The organism is Occultella kanbiaonis, assembly GCF_009708215.1.
In the GTDB taxonomy this organism is placed as follows: domain Bacteria; phylum Actinomycetota; class Actinomycetes; order Actinomycetales; family Beutenbergiaceae; genus Occultella; species Occultella kanbiaonis.
In genome coordinates, this window is record NZ_CP046175.1 from 4,829,064 (window position 1) to 4,849,337 (window position 20,274).

Genomic DNA, 20,274 nt, shown 5'->3' on the forward strand with positions numbered 1-20,274 from the left:
ACATCCGCGCACCTTGCTCGGCAACGCGACATCGGGCACGCGTCGCGCCATGCCCTTCCGTACACGGCACTAGAGTCGCGTGCGTGACGGAGCACAGCGACGTGAAGGTGTTCATCAGTTGGTCGGGGGACATGGCCAAGTCCGTGGCCTTGGCTCTGCGCGAGTGGCTGCCGCTGCTCTTCGACCGCGTGGCCCCCTGGGCATCCGACACCGACATCGCTGCCGGTCAGCGCGGCCTGGCCCAGATCGAGGCTGAGTTGGCTGACACCAGCTTCGGACTCGTCGTAGTCACCGCGGAGAATCAACACGCACCCTGGCTGAACTTCGAGGCGGGAGCACTGAGCAAGACTGTCGCCCGGGACGCCGAGCACCGCGTGGTTCCCCTGCTCGTGGACCTGGCCAGCCCCGCCGATCTCACCGGCCCGCTTGCCCAGTTCCAGGCGAAGACGGCGCGGCAGGACGGCGTCCGCGACGTGGTCCGGTCCTTGGCTGCGGTAGCCGGAGTCGACCAAGCCGTGGCTGGTAGGCGGTTCGATGCTTACTGGTCGCAGTTAGAGGCGAAGATCGACGCGGCCAAAGCGGCGGCGCCGGGCGGCGCCGCCGTGCCCGAGCGCCGCCGGGAGGCCGATGTCCTGGACGAAATCCTGCTGCACGTCCGGTCCCTCCGGTCCGACCGCGTAAACCCGCCGCGCAGCGACCTGATACCTACCACGGCCGAGCGGCATGAGCAACGGTTTCATAAGTTCGTGACGGACCTCGCGGCCGCTCACGGGATGAGGGTCTTCGATATCAGCGGACCTCCCCTCGGTGACCTCGAGGTCACCTTTGCGCCCACGGGGGACTACAGCGACGCGGCGGGCGAAGCCGTCAAACAGGCGCTCCACGAATACGCGACTACCAACCAACAGAAGATCAGTGTCGTAGTCATCCCCTTCTGAGGCGACCGCCTGATCGTCGTCGACTCCCATCACCGCATCCTCATCGATCGCCTGCCAGATCCAGGCTTTGGCCTTGCCGTCGTAGCGGCCCTGTTCCAGCAGACCTGCGGTGCCGGCACCCGGCTCTGCTCGCACGAGTACGGTTGGCATCACGAGTACGGTTGGCATCTGCGTGTCCACTCGGTCTCGGCCAATCGTCGAGACGCACGCAACGTCTCAACTCGCTGCCCCTCAGCGAGGTCGCGCGCATTTTTCGCGTCCTCCCTCGCTACCACGAGCGCATTCTCCGCCAGCCCGGCCTGGGTGTGAGCAGACTTCGCCTGGGCCTTCGTCCAGTGGGCGGCCCTGCCGGCATATAAGCCAGCCCGGACCGCGCCAGCGCAAGACACCCCTGAGTCAGTCGTCATCCTCGAACGCGGCACGGAGTTTCTCGTGGAACTCAGCAGAGATGGCGGGGTCCATCTCTAGCGTCACGGGCATCACGATGCGTACCTGCTCGCCGGCCTCGACCCGCTTCTCGACGGTGTCCAGCTCGGCGACGAAGTCTCGGACGAACCGTCGGCACTCCTCAACGGGCTGTTCAGCCCACCTAGATAGGGCTCGTAAGGCCCCGGCCCCGCCGCCGAGCTGGGCAGAGGTGCCCCGGAGGTCCGCCGCCCAGTCCATGAAATCCTCGTAGACGGAGATGAACTTCTCCGCCATGTGCACAATGCGGTCGACGTCCCCGGGCTCACCCGGCTTACCGAAGGCCCGCTCCTGGACGCCCGCGTCGAGCACCATGTTGAAGTTCTCCGTGATCGCGCTAATCGCGCTAATCGCTGCCTGAGTGAAGTCGATTAGCTCGTCGCGGGAGAGGCGCCGACCATTACGCCGTGCGTAGCCCATGACGAAGTCCTGATACTTGGGCTCCAGTTTGTCCATGTTCGCCCTCAGAAGCCCGCCGTACAGCAGGTACTCCCAGTACCCGGTCCGCTCGGTCATGAGCGCCTCGATGGCTTCTTGCGATCGGGGCACCCTGCCGTCCAGGAGCGCGCTCGAGGGCCTCGCTGGGGCCGTTCCGCTGATCTTCGTGCGGATCGCGTTGATCAGCCCCTCGATGCCGATACGGCGAGAATCAAGGTAGATGACAGTCGGGAGAAGTCCGTCGAGCTGCGTGTCGTCCAGTCGGACGGGCAGGATGTAGGCGCTCCGCTGCGTTGCCGCGCGGGCGAGTGCCGAGCGGCGCTCGACGTTGGTCCACATCTTCATGGCGTAATGCTGCGAGACGAATAGGACCACATACCTCGCGCGGTTCATGTAGACCTTCGTGAAGTACTCGACGCCGTCCTCGCCCCAAGCCTCGGCCTCGTAGTCCTGGTCGTAAAAGACCTTCATGTCGCCCTTGACGGCGTCGACTACCTCGGACACGTACTCCCGGTTCTCTCCGGCAAAACTTACCGCGATGTCGAACTCGTACTCGTGCTGCTCCGAATCGGTCATGGTCAAGAGTGTGGCTGACGGCACCGGCAGTCTCCGACGCCCACGCCGTGAGGTACTGTCCCCTAGCCTCCGAGAAGGAGTTGTTTCGTGTCGTACAGGGCATCGTGGCGCACGATGTGCGGCCGGGCGTCCCTCGCCGAACCAAAGCCGCTGTGTTTCGCTCTCACCTAGCCAGCCGCTGGCTCTAGGGGGAGCGGGGTGTGTCTTCGTGCAGAATCAGTGCGCCGACACCGACTCTTAGGAGCCGTCGGCGGCGCCAGTGGTGTACTGCTGCCGCAAGGCGGCGCGCTGAGCGGCCAGGAAGGCGTCTCGATCACCCCGGAACTGTTCGGCGTAGGACGCGAGCCAAGCGGCGCGCTCAGCCTGTAGTCGCGGGAGGTGCTGCTCACGCCAGACAGCGAACCTATTGGCCTCGCGCGCGGCGGCCTGGCCCTCGGTGCTGTGGTCCCACGCCGTGAGTGCATCGATCTCGCCAAGGTCTTCGATGTCGGTTGGGGGCCGAGAGCCGGCACGTTTCGGATCATCCACGCGGCAGCGGTGCGGACCTAGGTCGGTCACGACGCCCTCGGTCGTCGCTGCGTCGAACAGCGCGATACTCAGCGCTGAGGCGAGATGGTCAAGCACGCCGGGCGTCTCTCCTATGAGCCGATGATCGAGGTAATCAAGCGCGTCTTCCAGCTGCTCCACTGTCGCTGATGGAACAGTCACTGTGATCGTGTCCACCGTGCTCATGACTGCTGATCCTTCCGGGTGGTTGTGACACTCGTCCCGCTCGCCGAGGCGCTGCTGTTGGCTTGGGCTATGCGGCTGATCTGATCTGGGCGGAATCCGCTCCAGTGGTCCTGGTCGTCGATGACAACCACGGGGGCTTGGCTGTAGCCGAGCTCGTCGGTGACGAACTCACGCGCAGCGTCATCTTCGGCGACGTCGACGATCCGGTAGGTGATGCCGGCCTTGTCGAGCGCGCGGTAGGTCATCTTGCATTGCATGCACTCGGGGGTGCTGTAGACGATCGCGGTGAACACTGGCGCCCCCTCCCCCGGTTGGTTCGCTTAGTTGGCTTGCGGGCCCGGGGAGAGGGTCCCGGCTGCCAGAGCGTCGAAGGGTCGGCCGTCGTTGTATTTGGCCTCGACGCGGGCGGTTTCGGCCTCGAGGGCTCGGACGATGAAGTCGCTGAAAGACCGGTATCCCTCAGGGCCCTGGGTATAGCGGTAAGCGCCCCGCGCCCTGGCGACGATCTCGGGGTCGACGTAGAACGTGGCGGTGTTCGCCCTCTTCTTCTTGCCTACCTCGGGCGCCGGCTCACTCTTCGTCGTGGGTGTGGCCGCTGGCGGGGTTGCGGGTGCCGGAGAGGCCTCGATCGGGGACGGGGCCGCGGGGTGGGCGGTGCCCAGGCTCGAGGTGCGCCGTGCTGGCCTGTTCATGGCTTGACTCCTTCGATCGTTGCGAGGTGTTGGTCGTAGATGACGACGAGTTCTTCGGCTCGCCGTGAGGGCCACTGGTCCAGGCCGGTGGCGGCCTCGAGCGCATCGGCGATCGCGGCGCGCTTGGGTACCGCGGGCTCGATCATCGGCAGGGCGCTGGCGATCTGTTCGAACCACTCGCGCCCACCGATGGTGCGGTCCTCGTGCTTGTTGATGACGACGCCGGCGATCCGCAGTGTTGGTGCGTAATGTTCGCGCACTGTCTCCACGGTGCGGGTGAGTTTCGCGATGCCTTCGGCGGATAGCAGTTTGGCTTCGCTGACGACGACGACCACCTCTGAGGCGGCGAGTGCGTTGATCGTGAGTTGGTCCAGGCTCGGCGGGCAGTCGATGAGGACCAGGTCGTACCGCTCCCCCACCGTCTCGATCGCGCTGCGTAGGCGCCCCTCGCGTCCGGCGCCGGCGGTGACCAGTTCATCGCGGACGAGCTCGAGAGTGGACCCGACGGTCGGGACCCCGCCGAGCCTGCTCGGCATCAAGTTCCAACCGACGCTGCCGAGCACGCTCACGTGCTGCCACCTCCGACCTGTTCGCCGACATCAGTCGAGTTCCTCCCCTTGCCTGTGAACGGCCGCAGCGAACTGCCCCGACCACTCGTCGGGCTCGCGCCGCCGGTCTCGCCACCGATAGTCGACCTTGCGCCGCCAGGCCCTCGCCCGCGGACCCTCATCACGGATCCAGAGCAAGGACCCCGAGGCGCACACACCTCTTGCACTAGAGTGGCTATATTCGTCCGTACGTAATCTGCATGGAGCGCCTCATGGCATCGAAGCGGCGTCGAAACCGCCCCAGCCGGCGTGCGCAAACACGTCCCCTGAAGTCCGAGGAACGAGGGGTAGCACCAGAGACGAAGAGTGCGGCGGCAGGCACAGTTTGCCCTCGGTGCGGCGACTCGCTGCTACCGAGCCCGAGCGGTCGTGGCAGACCACGCGTGTGGTGCTCGCAGCGATGCCGCCGCGCTGCCTACGAGGAGCGTCGCGCGGCTGCCAGCGGTGCGATCGCGACCGAGATCGTCGTACAGCAGGTTGAACCACAGTGGGCAGCCACACTCGAGCGCGTCCTTGAGTCTCCGGCCGCGTGCCGGAAAGTTGTCCGCGATCTCCGACGACGGCTGAACGCGGGCGAGTTGACCAAGCCCCCATGGGACACCGTGGCAGCCGAGGTCTGGGCGCTCAGCGCCGCGGTGCCTCAGGTATCAAAGAACGCGGCGCCTTCTCGATCGTATGGCGGACCGCGTTGACCGTGGAACGTTGCTCTAAATGTCTGGCGAATTATCTCCAGCCGAACCCACGGAGCCCTTAGTCGACAAGGGGCCCGACAACCTCCACCACCTCGGCTAGTCCCACGACCTGTGCGCCCTCCATCATCTTCAACTGAAGTCCCGGAGTCGGTTCCGGCCAGCCCTCGGGACAGGTCGGATGAAGTCGAATCAATGCCTCGGCGCCCAGCTCCAGCATTCCCGATCCCTCAATCAGCAACGGGGCGTCATGGGAGTCGGGATGGACTTCGGGCTCGAACCACCAGTGCGCACGGTAGCCCGTGAAGATCGGGCGCGTGCGTCCGCCCTCATGCGTCGCGAGCAACCGAAGACGTGCACGTATGTAGCCATGCTCCTGCTCATACCTGAGCCAGCGACGACGCTCGCCTTCGCGCACGGCGAACCCGGACGCCTCGGAACGGCCGAGCCGTTCGACAGCCTCGGCCTCATCGGTTCGACCCAACTCAATGCCCGTGACTGGAAGCTCATATCCGATCCGCTTCAGCCGCTCGCCGACGACCAACCCATCATGCTCGATTCCGGCATCGTCCCAAGTGGCGCCGCCCCGAAGCCAGGAATCGCGGAAGCGTCGCACGCTAGTCGGCGAGAAGTCCCCGTAGCCCCACTCGACGCCGCAGCACGGGCAGAAGTCGTAGTTGGGACAGCGACCATCGCTCCCCCACGGAGGCTCAACATTCTCGTAGCCGCACACACGGCAGTAGAGATCGTCACGGCTACGCATCCGAACACTCCTCCCCGCTGCTGGACTCACGAGACCGCTCCGTCGAGTTCGGTGTCTGTTCAGCCATCCAAGCGCACCAGCGATGCGCATGGGGCGTTGCAGCGCGCACACGTCCCCACGGACGCCTGGGCACCCGCATCGTCGAGAGGAATCAGTCCGGTCTCCCTGCCTGTCTGCCGACGAGGTGAGTTGGTCAGACTTCGACGCCGCGACAGCCGCCGGATCGCGACCGGATTCGTCCGTGCGATCCAGGATCCCGCATTAGCCCAGAGCCTCGTCAACTTGGGCCTCGTTCAACGGCAGGGGAATCGTGAAGGTCTGTTCACCGTTGATGTCGCGAATCTTGACCTCGATCTGTTCGGCCTCTCCGTCGGGGTCCTCGACCCGAATGGCGTAGTCGATGGCGAGGCGGACGGCGTCGTCATCCTCGGTATGTAGTTCGATCACGAGTTGGACAGTCCTCACTGCCCCTGGCGCAAGCCACGCTGGCCGGGTTCCCACAGTCACGGATTCAACCGACGAAGGCCAGGCCGGCTCGGCGTCCGACTGCGGAAGCATCGACCGGATGGCCCACACCCCGAGCATCGCGGTGACGCCCAGGACCAGCCCGGCGACCACCGCGAAGGACAGGATCCGCAGCCCCCGTGAGAGGGCACCCCGTGCCAGCATCATCCGCACAGTAGCAACCACGCACGGCGGTGCCGGTCTGATCGCCCCAAAGGATTTCGCGAATCTCCCAGAGTATTGGTCCGAGCATTCACAGCCCAACGACCCGAGCACCAAGGGGACCTCAATGCGGAGACTAGTTCTAGTCGCGCTCACCTTGAGCCGAGATGGTGACCGTGACGAGCGACGACACACCGCTGATGGAATCGAGCACCTTCACCTTCCCTGACAGAGCCACCTACAACCGGACTGTGTGACGTGGACCGACCACGAGGGCGCCACCGACTATTCGAGCGACTGTAGGTCCTACCCGAACGAGGACGCCTACGCCCACGCAGAGACCAGCGCCAGCACCGGCCTCGTCCGCTCGCTGGGTGACGGTACCTGGCAAGGGTCCGACCTTGACGCCCCGACCGGTGAGCTCACGAATGTCCATGCCGCGGAGCCCTCGCTCGACAACTCGACGCCGGGACCGCCTCCTCGAGCCTGGACGTGCTCGCACGCGCGCAATAACTCCTGTCCTGAACCACCAATGCACGCCGCGTTACCTGATCGGCACGCCCGGCGTGTAAGAGGGTGTGACCAAGACATCGGAAGCGACCTCCCCTGCGCCAGGCGCGCCGGGGCGCTCGCTCGTGGCGGGACGGGGCATGGTGCAGACCGGAGACCGCGCTGGCGACTCGGAGTTCGAGGACTTCGTGCGGACCTCATCGCGAGACTTGGCGCGCTTCGCGTGGGTCTTGACTCTGGACCGTGACGAGGCGAGCGATCTGCTGCAGGAAGCGCTCGCCCGCACCTACGCACGTTGGCCGACGCTCAGCAGATCCCAGGGCGATCCGTACCCGTACGTGCGCCGCATCCTGGTGAACCTCCGGACCGACCGCTGGCGCAAACGACAACGCCAACACGAAGCAGAGGCCCTGTGGTCCTCGCGGTCCTCCCGGGACCACCACACGGCGCCGGACCCGGGCAGCTCGCCCGACGACGGCGCGTTCCTGGCTGCGGCCCTGTCCGGCCTGACCACACGCCAGCGCCGGGTCGTCGCCCTGCGCTACCTCGAGGACCTGTCCGTTGAAGAGACCGCCACGACCCTCGGCATGAGCCAAGCCGCAGTGAAGATGGCGGCCTCCCGCGCCGCCACGCACCTTCGGACCACCATGGGAGGAACCGACCGATGAGTACACCGCACCCCACCGACGACCGACCGTTCTCGCCCGAAATCTGGGACGCGATTCCCGATGACATCGGCGTCGACCTCGACGCGGTCCAGGCTCGCGGGCGGCAACGTCGCCGGCGACGACGTGCCATGACCGCCAGTGTCACGGTTGCCAGCTTCGCGTTGATCGGTGCCGTCACATGGACGGTCGCCACTTCCCCGCTCAGCACCCCGGTGGAACCCGCCACCGGCATCGTCGACACCGGTAACCCCACGCCCAGCGACACCGGATCGCCAGCGACGTCGGACCCCACGAGTGATCCCACAACCGTCGAACCGCCAACCCAGTCCACCGATGACGACCCCGCCGCGCCCAATGCCGACGATGACGCCGCACTGGCGCCGCGCCTGCAGGTCACCGACATCGAGCAAATCGCGGCTGCGACCGGGTTGACGATCGACCGGTCATTCGTCGAGCGCAACATGCTCGACGCGTTGCTCGTGGACCCCAGCGGCGCACAGATCACCATCACAGTCACGACCGCCGACTCGGTAGCCGACGCGCTCAGCCACGCCATAGCCGACAGGCCCTACGACGAGAGCACCATCGCGGGCAGCACCGTCTACCACCGGCCCGCACCCGTACCCGGCGAGAGCGACCATTGGCTCACCGCCAGCTCCGACGGGACCCAGATGATCTCAGTGTCGGCCTTGCCCCCGGGCACCGCCGCAGACGGCAGAGAACTTCCCGCCGGCATCGTGGACCTGGTGGAAGCCGACATCCTGCCAGCGATCCTGGCCGCGTGAGGCACCTACGCGTCACTGCCATCGGGCCTCGCTACCTACCGACCCGTGAATCTGTAGGTTCCTGTCCAGGTTGGCCTGTGGGGTGGCGCGGGTTCGGCGCCGCTGTTCTCAGGAAGGTATCCGGAAGTCCACCACGACCCGATATGGGTCATCAACGGTAAAGGCGCGGTACCCCGCCTGCTCGAACAGCCCCACGTACAGCCCGCCTGAGCCTCCCGACTGCTCGTGAAACTGAGCCTCGGCGATCGGGTTGCCAGTCGGGCCGGAGACGCCATGAACGCCGCCCGTCCCGGGCTGCCACGTGGCCCCGATAATGCTGAGCACCAGGATCTGCGATCCGTCGAGGGGAATGGCCTCGCCGCCCTCCGTCGTGACCTTGTCGACCCACGCGGCCCACAGACCAACGTCGCCGGCCTCCTCGTCCGGGTAGGAGCTGAATTCGACGACCACCCTTTCGAAGCCGTCACAAACAGCCGATTCGAGCGACTCGAAGAGCATGCCGCCGTACCCGTCTCCGTGATGCTGGATCTCCCCTTGAAAGTCCGGCGGGAGGAAGTCCGCCTCACCATCAACGGACGCGATGTCACACGGTGCTACCGACGGCTCTGCGAACGGCGTGGGCGACGAGCCCGTGCACGAGCTGACACTCGCCAGGAGTGCCACCGACGACACCATCCACGCGCTGCGACCTCGGCCCATGAGCGGAGAGTACCGGGAGGTGCTTGACCACCACTCGGTTCGGAGATGCCGGCGATATGGCATGTCTCGAAGTGTCGCCGGGACTACCGCGAACTGCTCATCGTCTGCACCAGTCCCCCACTTCGGCCTCGCCGATCCCGAGTCAGGACCAGTTGAGTTCGTCGTCGCTATAGCCCGCAACGGTCCTCCGGATCTGCTGCGCAAGATGAGTTCGCGATACTGCGGCTGACCCGTCGCCGAAGAAGCCGATCGTGAAACCGGCGGGACCAACCGTTGGTTCCGGGGAGAACGAAACGTCAAAGACACCACGCTCTGCTGCGCGTTCCGCAACACCGATGACGACGTCGCCCATAGCGAAGGAGAACGCTAGCGGCGGCATCAGGATGACCTGTCCGATCGTCGGAGTCGCATCCACTCAGGGCCAGCACGTTAGCGGCGACGACGGGCGGAATGGTCCTGCGTGGGAGATTGGCTCAAGACTCAATCATCGACTCGGGTGGAATCCTCGCAACTGGGTAGGTACTGAAGTGCGCCGGTCGTGTCACCATCCAGCAGCGGGTCGACGTAGAGACTGAGGACGTAGTCGTAGTCCGGGAACGCCCCGACGTACTCAGACTCGGCGAACGAGTGCAGCGTCTGGACCACCTCCACGACTGCGTCACGATCGCCCGCTTGGACCGCGGCCACGCCCGTCGACAACCAGGCACACTTCCAGTCGATCGCCATCAAAGATGCGAACGAGCCCGGTTCGAACCATTGCGTCACCGGGTCGATCGCCCCAGAAACGAGGAGTTCCTCCCCATGGTCGCCCGAGAGCATCTCGATCTGGGAGTCAATCTCCTCGAGCACATACACGGGACCAAACTCGGTGCCCGCCGGCATGCTCAGGACGGCGCTCGCCTCCCCGAGCTCGGACTCCACCTGCGCCGCGATTTGTTCGCGGTTCAGTTCAAGTTCCGCGATCGCGTCTAGGACCGCCTGACTCGGCGCGGACGTCTGGCCCTGCGATCCAACCTCTGTTCCGCCGGTACTCGGCTCCGAGTGCGCCGACGCGTCGCCCAGCGCCAAGATCGAGAGGCCGACGCCTCCCCCAACAGCGAGAATCGTCGCACCGCCGATGGCGACGGCAATCTTCTTCATGCGACGCACGACACGACCCCCATCCGATCTGCCCTCGTCTGGGCGCGCAGGCCCCACCCCGCGGGTCCCACCTGGCCCGACTCTCGCCTTCGACAGTACGACGTAGCGTAGGGCATCGGTCCATGGCCGGTGAAGAGCGCTGGAGCAAGTCAGTGATGCGGACCAGGTGGCTTTCCGGGGTCGTAGCTATGGCAGCGCGCTCGGCGCGAACCACAGATCGCCGTCGTAGTCGGCAGTGCCAATCCGTGGCGGATCGTAGTCTCGACCCAGCGCCCGACACATAGACACCAATGAGCCACGGCAGAGTTCTCACGCACCCTCGGAGTCACGACCACCGTCATGCAGCAAGTCTTCGAGCCACAGCCACCACGACCCTCCATCTGGTGGGGAGCCTCGGCGGCTCTGTTCGCGCTCATCGTCATCGGTATCGACTACGGATTCTGGACGTTCTTCTTCGAGACGCGTCACGACCTTGATGGAGTGGTCCCAGCTGGCAGCGATCTCTACTCCGAGATTGGCGAGGCGGGAAATCGCGTGCAGGCTACTGCAGCGACAGTCGCCAGAGTCGCAGCAGTTGGCTCGATCGTCGTTCCCGCAGTCCTGTACCTGCTCCGCGTCCGCCGATACGCCTGGACTGCGTTGGCCATCGCATTCCTCATGCATCCGACCATCTTTCTGCTCACCCGGCCCGAGTTCGCACTCATCGACCGCTGGACCTGAAAGCGGCCAGGGAAACTGTCACAGTACTGGCACGGGGCCACAAGGCCGCAAGTTCCTGCAGGTCATCGCGATTCAGGCGCGAATCCCCCATCGTCTGCGAGCCATTCCGGTATCTCGCCAGCACAATGATTTCTGTCAAGATTCCGGTCCTCTGCCAACTCACCTCCGACGGGCCGAGCCCGCATGGGCGGAAGGCGGACATACGGCCCATGGGTCGACGATCAAGGCCACCGTTCGTGGTCCTCCGGCAACCGGCCGCGATGGGCGAAGACTGCTAGGGCGAGCTCGGCCTCCTGCCTCAACTCTTTCCAAGCCGGCATCGCCTGAACCTGCCTGAGCGCCGGGTAGTCGTCAGCTAAATCGTCAGCGGCCCTGTCCCAGACGACCTGGAAGCGCCTCAAGGCTTCCTTCTCTTCCGCCGTGTAAACCTGTGCCTCGTCGAGCCAAAGATCCAAGCCGAGCGTCCAGTCCTCCCATTGGTTGATGATCTCGTAGGGAACATGCACAATGGGCGCCGCCGCCTCGTACCTCAATTGCGCGGTGAATGAGGAAGCGAACTCAAAGTACTCGATGAGGCGGTTGCGGATGCGCTGCTCGACAACTCGCTTGGTCGGCCACTCAGCGTTCGGGCCTACGGGATCACCCACTGGGCCATTGTTGCCCCGCGGGCGATTGCACGTCGATCCCCTGTCCCAGGCCGCCCGAAACGAGTCAATCGGCCAAGCGGCGCACCAAGGGCGGACGGCGAGGCTGTAGGGCTGCTACCCCGAGCCCGGCGACGACTGGCACCACCAGGAGCATCGCGAGTGTTGGCGGCCATGGGATCACGAGCGATGTCGGCTGCCAGGAGAGGCTCGTGTCACGGACGGTCATGAGCAACCGGGTGCCGAGCAGCCCAACCGGGATGCCCGCGACCGCCGCGATCGCGGCGGCCCCGCCCGCCTGCCACGCCGCGACCCAGCGCATGAACCTCGGGCGCGCGCCGACTGCCTCGAGCGTGACGACGTCCGGTCGTGCCTCTTCTCGGGCGAGCGCGCCCATGAGCCACAGCAGGAGCGCAACCACGACCGCGGCGGCAGCAAGGAGGGCGTACTGCGTCGGCGCCTGCTCCAGTTCGGGCGGGCCCTGCTCGATCGCCAGCGTCCAGTCGTCCTCCTGTGCGGGCTGGCCGAGTCCCTCAAGCGCCGTTGGGTCGAGCCCGACCACGAGCACGGCGACCACGTGCACGTCCAGCTCGGTCGCCACGGAGCGCGGCAGCAGTGCCGTAGCAGGACCGCGCGGCAGGATCTCCTCAACTCTGACGGTGCGCTCGCCGCCCGGTCCAGTGAGCACCGCAGTTCCGCTGCCCCCGGGCAGCGTTCCTGGAGGGACCAAGAGTCTCTCAGCGGAGAGCGCGTCGCGTACGGAGACGTCGTAGCCCCAGGCGTCGATCAGGTCATCGGTCGCGAGCAAGGCGGCGGGCACGCCGGAGCCACCGAGCAGGCTGAACTCATCGGCGGGTTCGAACACGACAGTGCCCCGGCCGTTCGAGAGCCAGAGCGGGTCGTCTGGGGTGTGGAGTGGTACCGCGCGACCGTCGGCGCCCGCCTCGGTGACCATCGCGGACACCGCCTCCGTCTCGGCCTCGGTCACCTCGTGGGCCGAACCGTCCGGGTCCCAGCGCATCAGGATTCCCGACCCCGGGGGACCCATCGGGGTGTACCTGTCGAGTGCAGCCTGGTGGGTACTGCCGACGTAGGCCATCGCTGCGACCAGCAGGGTGACCATGGTGGCGCAGGCTATGGTCGTCGGAACCACGCGCATCGGATAGCGCGCACCCTCGCGCAGCGCGAAGCGCAACGAGTACGGTCCGCGGCGGGCCGTGCCGAGGAGCGACGTGAGGCCGACCGCCAGCAAAGCGGCCAGGCCCGCCCACGTGACCACGGTTCCGACAGCCACCAACAGCAGGTCGACGCGTCGGAGCCCAAGCGCCAGCACCATGCCCCCTACGGCCAGGCAGGCGACTGCCAGTCCGATACGACGCGAACTGCTCGTGGGCCTCGACGCGGACACGTGGCCGTGAAGCGTGTCGACAACGGATGCGCCGCGGACGCGCCACGCCGTCATCAGCGCGGCGACGACGTTGACAGCGACGACGACCACCACGATCGCGACTGCTCCGACGACCACGGTCAACGTCTCAGGCGCGCTGGCCGACCCGGCGCCGGTCCACAGGGCACCGCTCGCCAGCGCCAGGCCGAGCGGAGCCCCGACAACCGCGCCGACCGCGGCGGTCAACCCCGCCGGAGCGACCAGTGCGAGCGTCGTGTCACCGTCACGCCCTCCGGCTGCCTCCAACAGACCGATCTGCCGCAGGTTGCGGCGCGCGGCAGCCATGTGCAGCGGTGCCGTGACGAGGCAGATGACGCCGAGTGCGAGCCCGCAGACCAGCACGGTCGTCGCCGAGACCCACGGATCCGTCGACACGCCGGCGCTCATTTGTCGACTCGCGACCGCCATCGCGACAGCAGCCGATCCGACCGCCGTCACCAGCGCAAGCAGGACGGCGACGAGGATCGTCCGCAGTGTACGGCGGCGCAGGTCACGGATGGTCATGAGCAGCACAGGCCGGGCGCGGCGCCACATCACACGCCCTCCAGCAGCGACTCGGGCTCGCCGGGTGCGCTCGTCGTGACGACCCGACCGTCCTCGAGGTAGAGCGTGCGGTCGGCCCATGCCGCGAGCCGCGCATCGTGCGTGACGATCACACCCGCCGCACCGGCGTCGACCCGGTCGCGCATCAGGTTCATGACGTCTTCACCGGTGACCGAATCCAGCGCACCGGTGGGCTCGTCAGCAAGAAGCAACCGCCGCGGCCCCACAAGCGCACGTGCGATCGCGACACGCTGCTGTTGTCCGCCTGACAGCGCGTCCGGGAAGCGTTCCGCGAGATGGTCGACACCTACCGCCCGCAGCGCGTCGAGAGCTGCCAGCCGCGCCTCGCGGGCGCCAACGCCGTCCAAGTCCAGGGGTAGCGAGACGTTCTCGACGGCCCGCAACGACGGGATGAGGTTGAGATCCTGGAACACGTACCCGATGCGGCGCCGCCGAACTCGTGAGCGCTGCGCCCGACTCGCTCGACTCAACTCGGTCCCGGCCACGGTCACCGTTCCCGCAGTGGGGATGTCCAGCCCACCCAACATGTGCAGCAGCGTTGACTTGCCTGAGCCCGACGGCCCCATCACGGCGACCAACTCGCCCAGACGAACGGTGAGCGAGACGCCGTCGAGCGCTGTCACAGCGTCTCCCCCGAGACCTGGGTACCGCCGCACCAGATCGCGCGCGTCGACGACGACGGCGCCTCCCGCCGTCATCTGGCGGCCCGCTCGGTCTCGGCGTGGGGGTCGGTGACGGCGGGTGTCACCTGCTCATCGGCGGCGGTTGCTCGCGCCGGACCACTGCGGGTCCGCCCGCGCGCGACCTGCTCGCGGACGTGATCGAGCCAGCGGACCTCGGCGTCGGCCGCGAAGATCATGCGGTCGAGGGTCAGGCGCCATCCCAGGTCATCGGGCTCCGTCGCGTCGCGCTTCAGGCGCGTGAGGTCGTGCATCGCACTGACGGTGGCCGCACGCTGGCTCGCGATCACCGTGGCCACGTCGACGCTCGGGGCGCCGATCGCCAGCGCCAACTTGATACTCACCTCCTCCCGGGCGGGCGTGGCACGGTCCGCGGGGTCCAGCCACCACGCCCGCACCTGCGCCAGCCCGGTGTCGGTGACCCGATAGCGCACGGGAGCATCGCCGTCGGGATCGGGCTCGGCAAGGCCGGCCTTGACCAGGCTGCCCAGGGTGACCGTGACCTGGCCCATGTTCAGCGGCCACGCCGAGGTGGTGCGGCGCTCGAACTCGCCCCGCAACTCATAGGCGTGCATCGGCCGATCAGTCAGGATCGCCAGCAGGCCGTCGCGAACAGACATCGCACCTCCATGGTTACATCGAAACCAGTAGTTGCACTGTAACCACTCGATGCGGACGGACGGAACGACACGCCGTCGAACGTCGATGAGAAATGGCGCCGACAGGAGTCTGAAATACGGTCCGGTGGAAACGTGCTGCGAGGTTCAAGGGAGAGCAACTAGATGAGACCACTTCGATACTCGATCAACGTCACGCTCGACGGCTGCTGCCATCACGAGGCAGGGCTCCCGCCCGACGAGGAGTCGATGCGCTACTGGACCGCGGAGATGGAACGAGCCGATGCCCTGCTCTTCGGCCGGGTGACGTACGAGATGATGGAGTCGGCCTGGCGGCGGCCGGCCACGGGCACGTGGCCTGACTGGATGGATGAGTGGGAGATCCCGTTCGCCGAGACCATCGACAAGGCGAAGAAGTACGTCGCGTCGAGCACGCTGAGCGCGGTCGATTGGAACGCCGAGCTGGTGCGAGGCGACCTGGGGCAGGCGGTCCAGCGGCTCAAGCAGGAGCCGGGTGAGGGTCTGTTCGTGGGTGGCGTGACGCTCCCGCTGGCGTTGGCAGATCTGGGACTGATCGACGAGTACGTGTTCGTTGTGCAGCCAGTCCTTGCCGGCCACGGACCGACGTTGCTCGCCGGTCTGCGCGAGCGCATCCAGCTCGAGCTCGTGGATCGCCAGGAGTTCCGGTCGGGGGTGGCCGCCCTGCGATACCGGCCGACGCGAGCAACGGCTTGACGTGACGTGTCCTGGGGTTGGATGTCGCTTCGCGATGGAACGACTGTTCTCGAGCCCGATCCGAGGGTTCGGTCCGCCCAGACGTGCAAACGGAACGGCGCAGCCTGCATCACCGAGCGCCGCTCGACGACGGGCCGGGGACAGGTCCGGCACGCGGGAGCGCGCAACTCCTTGCGCCGGTCGGAACCATCGTGGAAACTGGCCGCAGTGGCGTCCGCTCAACGCCCAGTCGGTGCGAAGGCCCCAGCCCTGGCACCAACAGACGAAGGGGAGTACATCCTCGGGCACGTTCTGCTGAACCGTTCATGTCCTGACGATCGGCGGGCGCTGCGGGCTGGGGTCGTGCGCGTTTGGCCGAGGAGCTGACATGACCGAGGAATCCGATTTCAAGAAGCTGGTGCGTGAGCGGATGGCTCAGACCGGCGAGAATTACACCACGGCGCGGGCCGCGTTCCGCCCGGATGAGCCAGCGGCGGCCCGGCCCTCCGATCCGCAACCAGAGCAGTCCGTCACCGACGGTGGGCTGGCCGCGTACCGTTCGGTTGCCCCCGAACTGACCATTGACGAGCTGGTCCTGCTCAGCACCTCGGAGTGAGCGTGGACGAGTTCGCGGCGTTGCGAGCCGCCATGCCCGGCGTAGCCGTCGAAACCCTCGTCGGCGCGCCCGTCATGGGGTTGACCGCAGACGAGATCGTCGCGTGGCGTGCGATCGAGCCGACGATGGACCTGGACACGATGCTCGGTTCCCTGACGGTCGGGCTGACGCCCGAGAGATTCCTGGACTACGGCGCTGGTTCGCCGACCATCAGCGCCGCCGAGGCGTGGGCACTGCTTGCGGCGGGGGTCGCGCCCTGAGCCTGGCCGTCACGGCCGGATACGGATGTAGTCCGTGAACTGCCTGGCGGCCGAGGCTGTGATCACGTCCCGATCGGTACGTAGTTCGATCACGAGTTGGACAGTCCTCACTGCCCCGGGCGCAAGCCACGCCGGCCGGGTTCCCACAGTCACGGAATCAACCGACGCGGGCCGGTCCGGCTCGGCGCCCGGCTGCGGAAGCATCGACCGGATCGCCCATGCCCCGAGCACCACGGTGACGCACACGACCAGCCCGCCGACCACCGCGAAGGACAGCATCCGCAGCCCCGCGAGTGGGCATCTCGTGCCGCGCTGCCTCCCGTATTTCTTCGTCGGCACCTCGGTGACCTGGACCAGCCGATGGTGGTCTCGGGCTGCCTCGACGACCGAGCAGGGCTTCATCACCGCGGCGAACCCGTCGGACTCGCGACCCGATCCACGACGCCACTAGCGCTCTGAGCGATTATCGATTATGGTCGGGTCCGCTAACGATGGCACGTACTCGAGAGGATCGACGATGATCAGAAACCGCGCCGTACTGACCGTCGCGGCTGTTGCTGCCGTGGCCTTGGCGGGATGCTCCGCACCGGCTGAGGGAAGCGGGGGCGACGGCGACGGAGGCGTCGAGGTGAGCATGCTCGTCAACGTCACCCCCAACCTGACCGAGGAGTTCTGGAACGAACTGGTGGCTCCGTTCGAGGACGCGAACCCCGGCATCGATGTCGTGATCCAGAACCCGGGTGCCGAGGGCGTGGCTGCTGCGCTTCCGCGCCTGCTCGCCGCGGGTGATGCGCCCGACGTGGTCCAGTCACTGCCCCCTACCCCGGACCTGGCACCTGAGCTCGTGGACCTGTCCGCATACGAGTGGGCCACCAACGGTCCGCTGGCGGAGCAGTACACAATCGGCGGCCAGTACTACATGGCGGGCATTGGTGTGCAGCTGCAGGGCCTGATGTTCTACAACAAGACGGCCTTCGACGAGGCCGGCATCACGGAGCTGCCCACCACGGTGGAGCAGCTGGACGATGCGCTGGCCGCGCTGTCGGCGGCGGGCTGGACGCCCATCCAGACCGGTGGTGACTGGATGAGCAGCCACGCGCTGCAGGCGCTGGCGCTGCCGACCGTGGTGGGCGAGGACCCCGACTGGTTCGCCAACATGTCCAGTGGGGAGGCGACCTTCAGCGAGACGTACGGTTCCTCGATCGAGCGCTACGCGGACTGGGTTGCCGCGGGCTACATCCCCACCGAGGCGCTCGGTATCCAGTACCCCGACGCCGAGCAGTCGTTCCTCGCCGGCGAGAGCGCCATCTACCCGATGGGCAGCTGGTTCGCGGGCACCGAGGCTGCGGCCGAGAACCCGGCCGAGATCGGCGTCTTCGCTGCGCCCGCCATCGATGGTGTGAGCGACGCGGCGATGGGCGCCAACATCGCGAGCCCGTACAGCATCCTCACGAGCAGCGACCGCGTGGATGAAGCGGCCCTGCTGCTGGAGTTCCTCACCACTGACGAGACCGCGGTGGTCGACCAGTTGGCGGTGGACGGTAACTTCCGCGACGGCTACGCCTACGAGACGACCGCGCTCGGAGACGAACTGTTCCAGATCGTCTCCGACACCCCGGCCACGTCCTACACCCCGACCGGAGAGGGCTACGGCGAGCGGCGGTTGCCCAGCGGCTACTCCGAAGAATTGAACACGCAGACCCAGGCACTGATGGGCGGTACCGCTGGTGCCGACGTGAACAGCGCCATGGACGACTGGTTCGCCGCGAACGCAGGCTGAGCCGGCGTGGGCACGGGTCGAGTCGGCTCGTGCCCACGCTCGATCAGGAGGGCTAGGAGATGACAGCAACCGTGACAGCACCACCGGGGACCGGGAAGGGCTCGGAAGCCCCGCTCGTGCGCTCTCCACGACGCAAGAGCCTGCGGTCGCGACTGCCAGACCTTGTGATGGCAGGCCCAGCGGTCGTGGTCTTCCTACTGATGTTCATCATCCCGATGATCCTGGCTTTCGTGCTCAGCCTGACCGACTGGAACGGCTACAGTCTCAACTTCAATTTCATCGGGATAGAGAACTACCGGTTCGCATTCCGCAACCCCCGCACGGTCGACGCGGTGATCTTCACCGGGATCGTGGCGGTAACGGGCACCGTGCTGTGCAACATCATCGGACTGGCCGTCGCCGTGCTGATCGCGGCACCGGGCCGGGCGAACACGGTGCTGCGCACGATCTTCTTCTACCCGTACATCATCAGTTCGCTGATCATCGGGTTCCTGTGGTCGGCGATGCTGCAGCCCAACGGAGTTGCCAACGCGCTGCTCGGGCACATCGGGATCGGGCCGTTGCCGTTCCTCATCGACCCGACCTGGGCCAAGGGGAGCGTCATCGCGACCATTCTGTGGTCAAGCTTCGGCTTCAACATGATTCTGTTCATCGCAGGCATCAAGTCGGTCCCGACCGAGTACTACGAGGCGGCCACCGTCGACGGTGCCTCCCGCTGGCAGCAGTTCCGCTCCATCACCGTGCCGCTGATCGCGCCGGTGCTCACCGTGAACCTGGTCCTCACCCTCGTCGGTCTGCTGAAGGTCTACGACGTGGTCCTGGCGCTCACGGAAGGCGGGCCGGCCGCGGCGACCCAGACGGTCGTCTACCAGATCCTCAAGGACTCGTTCGCGCGTTCGGCCCTGGGGCTCGGGGCAGCGCAGTCTGTCGTGCTGCTGATCGCGACGGCGGTGCTCGGACTGACCGTCACCTTGGCCAGGCGCGGCGCTGAGCGGAAGGTGGCGGCATGAGTGCAGTTCGAGCCCGCGGTACGCTGCCGGGCGCAGTGCTCAAGTGGGTGGTGCTAGCCGCGATCGCGCTGGTCATGCTGATCCCGATGTACATCCTGGTGATCAGCGCCTTCAAGCCGCAGGCCGAGATCATCCAGCAGCCCCTGCTGATCGATCCGTCGACCTTCACGTGGGAGTACCTGCAGGCCGCACTGACGAGCGAGAAGTTCAACGTGGTGCGCGCGTACGGCATCACGCTGGCGTTCGTGGCGCTCGTCAACCTCTTCGGCATCGCACTGGCGGCACCGGTCGCCTACGTGATCGCACGTGGCCGCAAGAAGTGGCACATGGGCCTGTTGTTGCTGTTCGTCTCCGGCCTGTTCATCCCCGGGCAGGTCACGCTGATCCCGGTGGTCTTCGTCCTGAGAGTCCTCGGCCTCATCAACACAGTGCCCGGATTCATCCTCTTCGAGACCGCAGCGACGCTGCCGGTCACGATCTTCCTCTTCAGTGCCTACCTGCGCACCGTGCCGCGTGACATCGACGAAGCAGCAGCACTGGACGGCGCGGGCCAGATCCGTGCGTTCTGGTCATGCATCTTCCCGATCATGAAGCCGGTCGTGGCCACCATCGTGGTGCTGAACTCGATCAGTGTGTGGAACGACTTCGTTTCGCCACAGATCATCCTCGGACCGAGCTCAGGGATCTACACGGTCACGACCGGGGTGTACGCCGCCGTCGGCCAGTACTCCACCAACTACACCGTGGTGTTCCCGACGCTGCTGCTCGCGATCCTGCCCGCCGTGATCTTCTTCGTCTTCATGCAGCGCCACATCATCGGTGGCCTCATCGCAGGCGCAACGAAAGGATGACC

Annotated in this window: 24 protein-coding genes; 10 read left to right on the top strand and 14 right to left on the bottom strand. The window is 66.5% G+C overall.

Going from position 1 to position 20,274, the window contains the following annotated elements; genetic code table 11:
* The first annotated feature begins 83 nt into the window (after nt 1–83).
* Complete coding sequence (locus GKS42_RS22150; RefSeq protein ID WP_154795790.1) at nt 84–938, top strand: TIR domain-containing protein; 855 nt, start codon at nt 84–86, stop codon at nt 936–938.
* Between the two features lie 396 nt (nt 939–1,334).
* Here the strand turns inward: GKS42_RS22150 and GKS42_RS22155 are convergent, their stop codons facing one another.
* The 7 genes from GKS42_RS22155 to GKS42_RS22185 all read right to left on the bottom strand — a co-directional run bounded on the left by GKS42_RS22155 (nt 1,335) and on the right by GKS42_RS22185 (nt 6,579).
* Entirely contained in the window at nt 1,335–2,417 is a 1,083-nt protein-coding gene (locus GKS42_RS22155) for a TIR domain-containing protein (RefSeq protein ID WP_154795791.1), read from the bottom strand.
* Nucleotides 2,418–2,654: 237 nt separating this feature from the next.
* A complete protein-coding gene (locus GKS42_RS22160; RefSeq protein ID WP_154795792.1) occupies nt 2,655–3,149 on the bottom strand; it encodes a hypothetical protein in 495 nt (164 codons plus the stop codon).
* The gene (locus tag GKS42_RS22165) at nt 3,146–3,442 is read right to left on the bottom strand and encodes a glutaredoxin family protein (RefSeq protein WP_290368037.1); all 297 of its coding nucleotides are present in this window, start codon (nt 3,440–3,442) and stop codon (nt 3,146–3,148) included. The genes GKS42_RS22160 and GKS42_RS22165 overlap by 4 nt, the downstream gene beginning before the upstream one ends.
* A gap of 27 nt (nt 3,443–3,469) precedes the next feature.
* Entirely contained in the window at nt 3,470–3,841 is a 372-nt protein-coding gene (locus GKS42_RS22170) for a ParB family protein (protein ID WP_154795793.1), read from the bottom strand.
* Complete coding sequence (locus tag GKS42_RS22175; RefSeq protein WP_154795794.1) at nt 3,838–4,410, bottom strand: ParA family protein; 573 nt, start codon at nt 4,408–4,410, stop codon at nt 3,838–3,840. The genes GKS42_RS22170 and GKS42_RS22175 overlap by 4 nt, the downstream gene beginning before the upstream one ends.
* Nucleotides 4,411–5,199: 789 nt before the next feature.
* Nucleotides 5,200–5,901 (bottom strand): hypothetical protein, encoded by a 702-nt coding sequence (locus GKS42_RS22180; RefSeq protein WP_154795795.1) that lies wholly within the window; start codon nt 5,899–5,901, stop codon nt 5,200–5,202.
* A 261-nt stretch (nt 5,902–6,162) separates the two neighbouring features.
* A complete protein-coding gene (locus GKS42_RS22185; RefSeq protein WP_154795796.1) occupies nt 6,163–6,579 on the bottom strand; it encodes a hypothetical protein in 417 nt (138 codons plus the stop codon).
* A 638-nt stretch (nt 6,580–7,217) separates the two neighbouring features.
* On the opposite strand from GKS42_RS22185, the gene GKS42_RS22190 reads away from it, so the two are divergent.
* Both GKS42_RS22190 and GKS42_RS22195 read left to right on the top strand, forming a co-directional pair.
* Nucleotides 7,218–7,745 (top strand): SigE family RNA polymerase sigma factor, encoded by a 528-nt coding sequence (locus GKS42_RS22190; RefSeq protein ID WP_154795797.1) that lies wholly within the window; start codon nt 7,218–7,220, stop codon nt 7,743–7,745.
* The gene (locus tag GKS42_RS22195) at nt 7,742–8,530 is read left to right on the top strand and encodes a hypothetical protein (protein WP_154795798.1); all 789 of its coding nucleotides are present in this window, start codon (nt 7,742–7,744) and stop codon (nt 8,528–8,530) included. The genes GKS42_RS22190 and GKS42_RS22195 overlap by 4 nt, the downstream gene beginning before the upstream one ends.
* A 108-nt stretch (nt 8,531–8,638) precedes the next feature.
* Here GKS42_RS22195 and GKS42_RS22200 read toward each other — a convergent pair whose 3' ends face one another.
* The 3 genes from GKS42_RS22200 to GKS42_RS22210 all read right to left on the bottom strand — a co-directional run bounded on the left by GKS42_RS22200 (nt 8,639) and on the right by GKS42_RS22210 (nt 10,369).
* Complete coding sequence (locus tag GKS42_RS22200) at nt 8,639–9,193, bottom strand: AMIN-like domain-containing (lipo)protein (RefSeq protein ID WP_154795799.1); 555 nt, start codon at nt 9,191–9,193, stop codon at nt 8,639–8,641.
* Between the two features lie 178 nt (nt 9,194–9,371).
* A complete protein-coding gene (locus GKS42_RS22205) occupies nt 9,372–9,644 on the bottom strand; it encodes a hypothetical protein (protein WP_154795800.1) in 273 nt (90 codons plus the stop codon).
* 65 nt (nt 9,645–9,709) lie between these two features.
* Nucleotides 9,710–10,369, bottom strand: a complete 660-nt coding sequence (locus tag GKS42_RS22210) for a hypothetical protein (protein WP_154795801.1) — start codon at nt 10,367–10,369, stop codon at nt 9,710–9,712.
* A gap of 339 nt (nt 10,370–10,708) precedes the next feature.
* On the opposite strand from GKS42_RS22210, the gene GKS42_RS22215 reads away from it, so the two are divergent.
* Nucleotides 10,709–11,089, top strand: coding sequence for a hypothetical protein (locus tag GKS42_RS22215; protein ID WP_154795802.1), 381 nt, complete (start codon nt 10,709–10,711; stop codon nt 11,087–11,089).
* A 221-nt stretch (nt 11,090–11,310) separates the two neighbouring features.
* Here the strand turns inward: GKS42_RS22215 and GKS42_RS22220 are convergent, their stop codons facing one another.
* The 4 genes from GKS42_RS22220 to GKS42_RS22235 all read right to left on the bottom strand — a co-directional run bounded on the left by GKS42_RS22220 (nt 11,311) and on the right by GKS42_RS22235 (nt 15,044).
* Nucleotides 11,311–11,736, bottom strand: coding sequence for a hypothetical protein (locus GKS42_RS22220; RefSeq protein WP_154795803.1), 426 nt, complete (start codon nt 11,734–11,736; stop codon nt 11,311–11,313).
* Between the two features lie 64 nt (nt 11,737–11,800).
* Entirely contained in the window at nt 11,801–13,684 is a 1,884-nt protein-coding gene (locus GKS42_RS22225) for an FtsX-like permease family protein (RefSeq protein WP_168217953.1), read from the bottom strand.
* Nucleotides 13,685–13,713: 29 nt separating this feature from the next.
* Nucleotides 13,714–14,442, bottom strand: a complete 729-nt coding sequence (locus GKS42_RS22230) for an ABC transporter ATP-binding protein (protein ID WP_154795805.1) — start codon at nt 14,440–14,442, stop codon at nt 13,714–13,716.
* Nucleotides 14,439–15,044, bottom strand: coding sequence for a PadR family transcriptional regulator (locus tag GKS42_RS22235; protein ID WP_154795806.1), 606 nt, complete (start codon nt 15,042–15,044; stop codon nt 14,439–14,441). Before GKS42_RS22235 ends, GKS42_RS22230 begins: the two co-directional genes overlap by 4 nt.
* Nucleotides 15,045–15,206: 162 nt before the next feature.
* Between GKS42_RS22235 and GKS42_RS22240 the strand changes: the two genes are divergently transcribed.
* The 6 genes from GKS42_RS22240 to GKS42_RS22265 all read left to right on the top strand — a co-directional run bounded on the left by GKS42_RS22240 (nt 15,207) and on the right by GKS42_RS22265 (nt 20,272).
* Nucleotides 15,207–15,776, top strand: coding sequence for a dihydrofolate reductase family protein (locus tag GKS42_RS22240; protein WP_154795807.1), 570 nt, complete (start codon nt 15,207–15,209; stop codon nt 15,774–15,776).
* Between the two features lie 367 nt (nt 15,777–16,143).
* Nucleotides 16,144–16,371, top strand: a complete 228-nt coding sequence (locus GKS42_RS26655; protein WP_232847797.1) for a hypothetical protein — start codon at nt 16,144–16,146, stop codon at nt 16,369–16,371.
* A 2-nt stretch (nt 16,372–16,373) separates the two neighbouring features.
* Complete coding sequence (locus GKS42_RS22250) at nt 16,374–16,631, top strand: hypothetical protein (RefSeq protein WP_154795808.1); 258 nt, start codon at nt 16,374–16,376, stop codon at nt 16,629–16,631.
* 634 nt (nt 16,632–17,265) lie between these two features.
* Nucleotides 17,266–18,411 carry an ABC transporter substrate-binding protein gene (locus GKS42_RS22255; protein ID WP_232848135.1) on the top strand — a complete coding sequence of 382 codons (1,146 nt, stop codon included), beginning with the start codon at nt 17,266–17,268 and terminating at the stop codon, nt 18,409–18,411.
* Nucleotides 18,412–18,578: 167 nt separating this feature from the next.
* Complete coding sequence (locus tag GKS42_RS22260; RefSeq protein WP_232847798.1) at nt 18,579–19,421, top strand: carbohydrate ABC transporter permease; 843 nt, start codon at nt 18,579–18,581, stop codon at nt 19,419–19,421.
* Nucleotides 19,418–20,272, top strand: a complete 855-nt coding sequence (locus tag GKS42_RS22265) for a carbohydrate ABC transporter permease (RefSeq protein ID WP_154795811.1) — start codon at nt 19,418–19,420, stop codon at nt 20,270–20,272. The genes GKS42_RS22260 and GKS42_RS22265 overlap by 4 nt, the downstream gene beginning before the upstream one ends.
* Nucleotides 20,273–20,274: the final 2 nt, after the last annotated feature.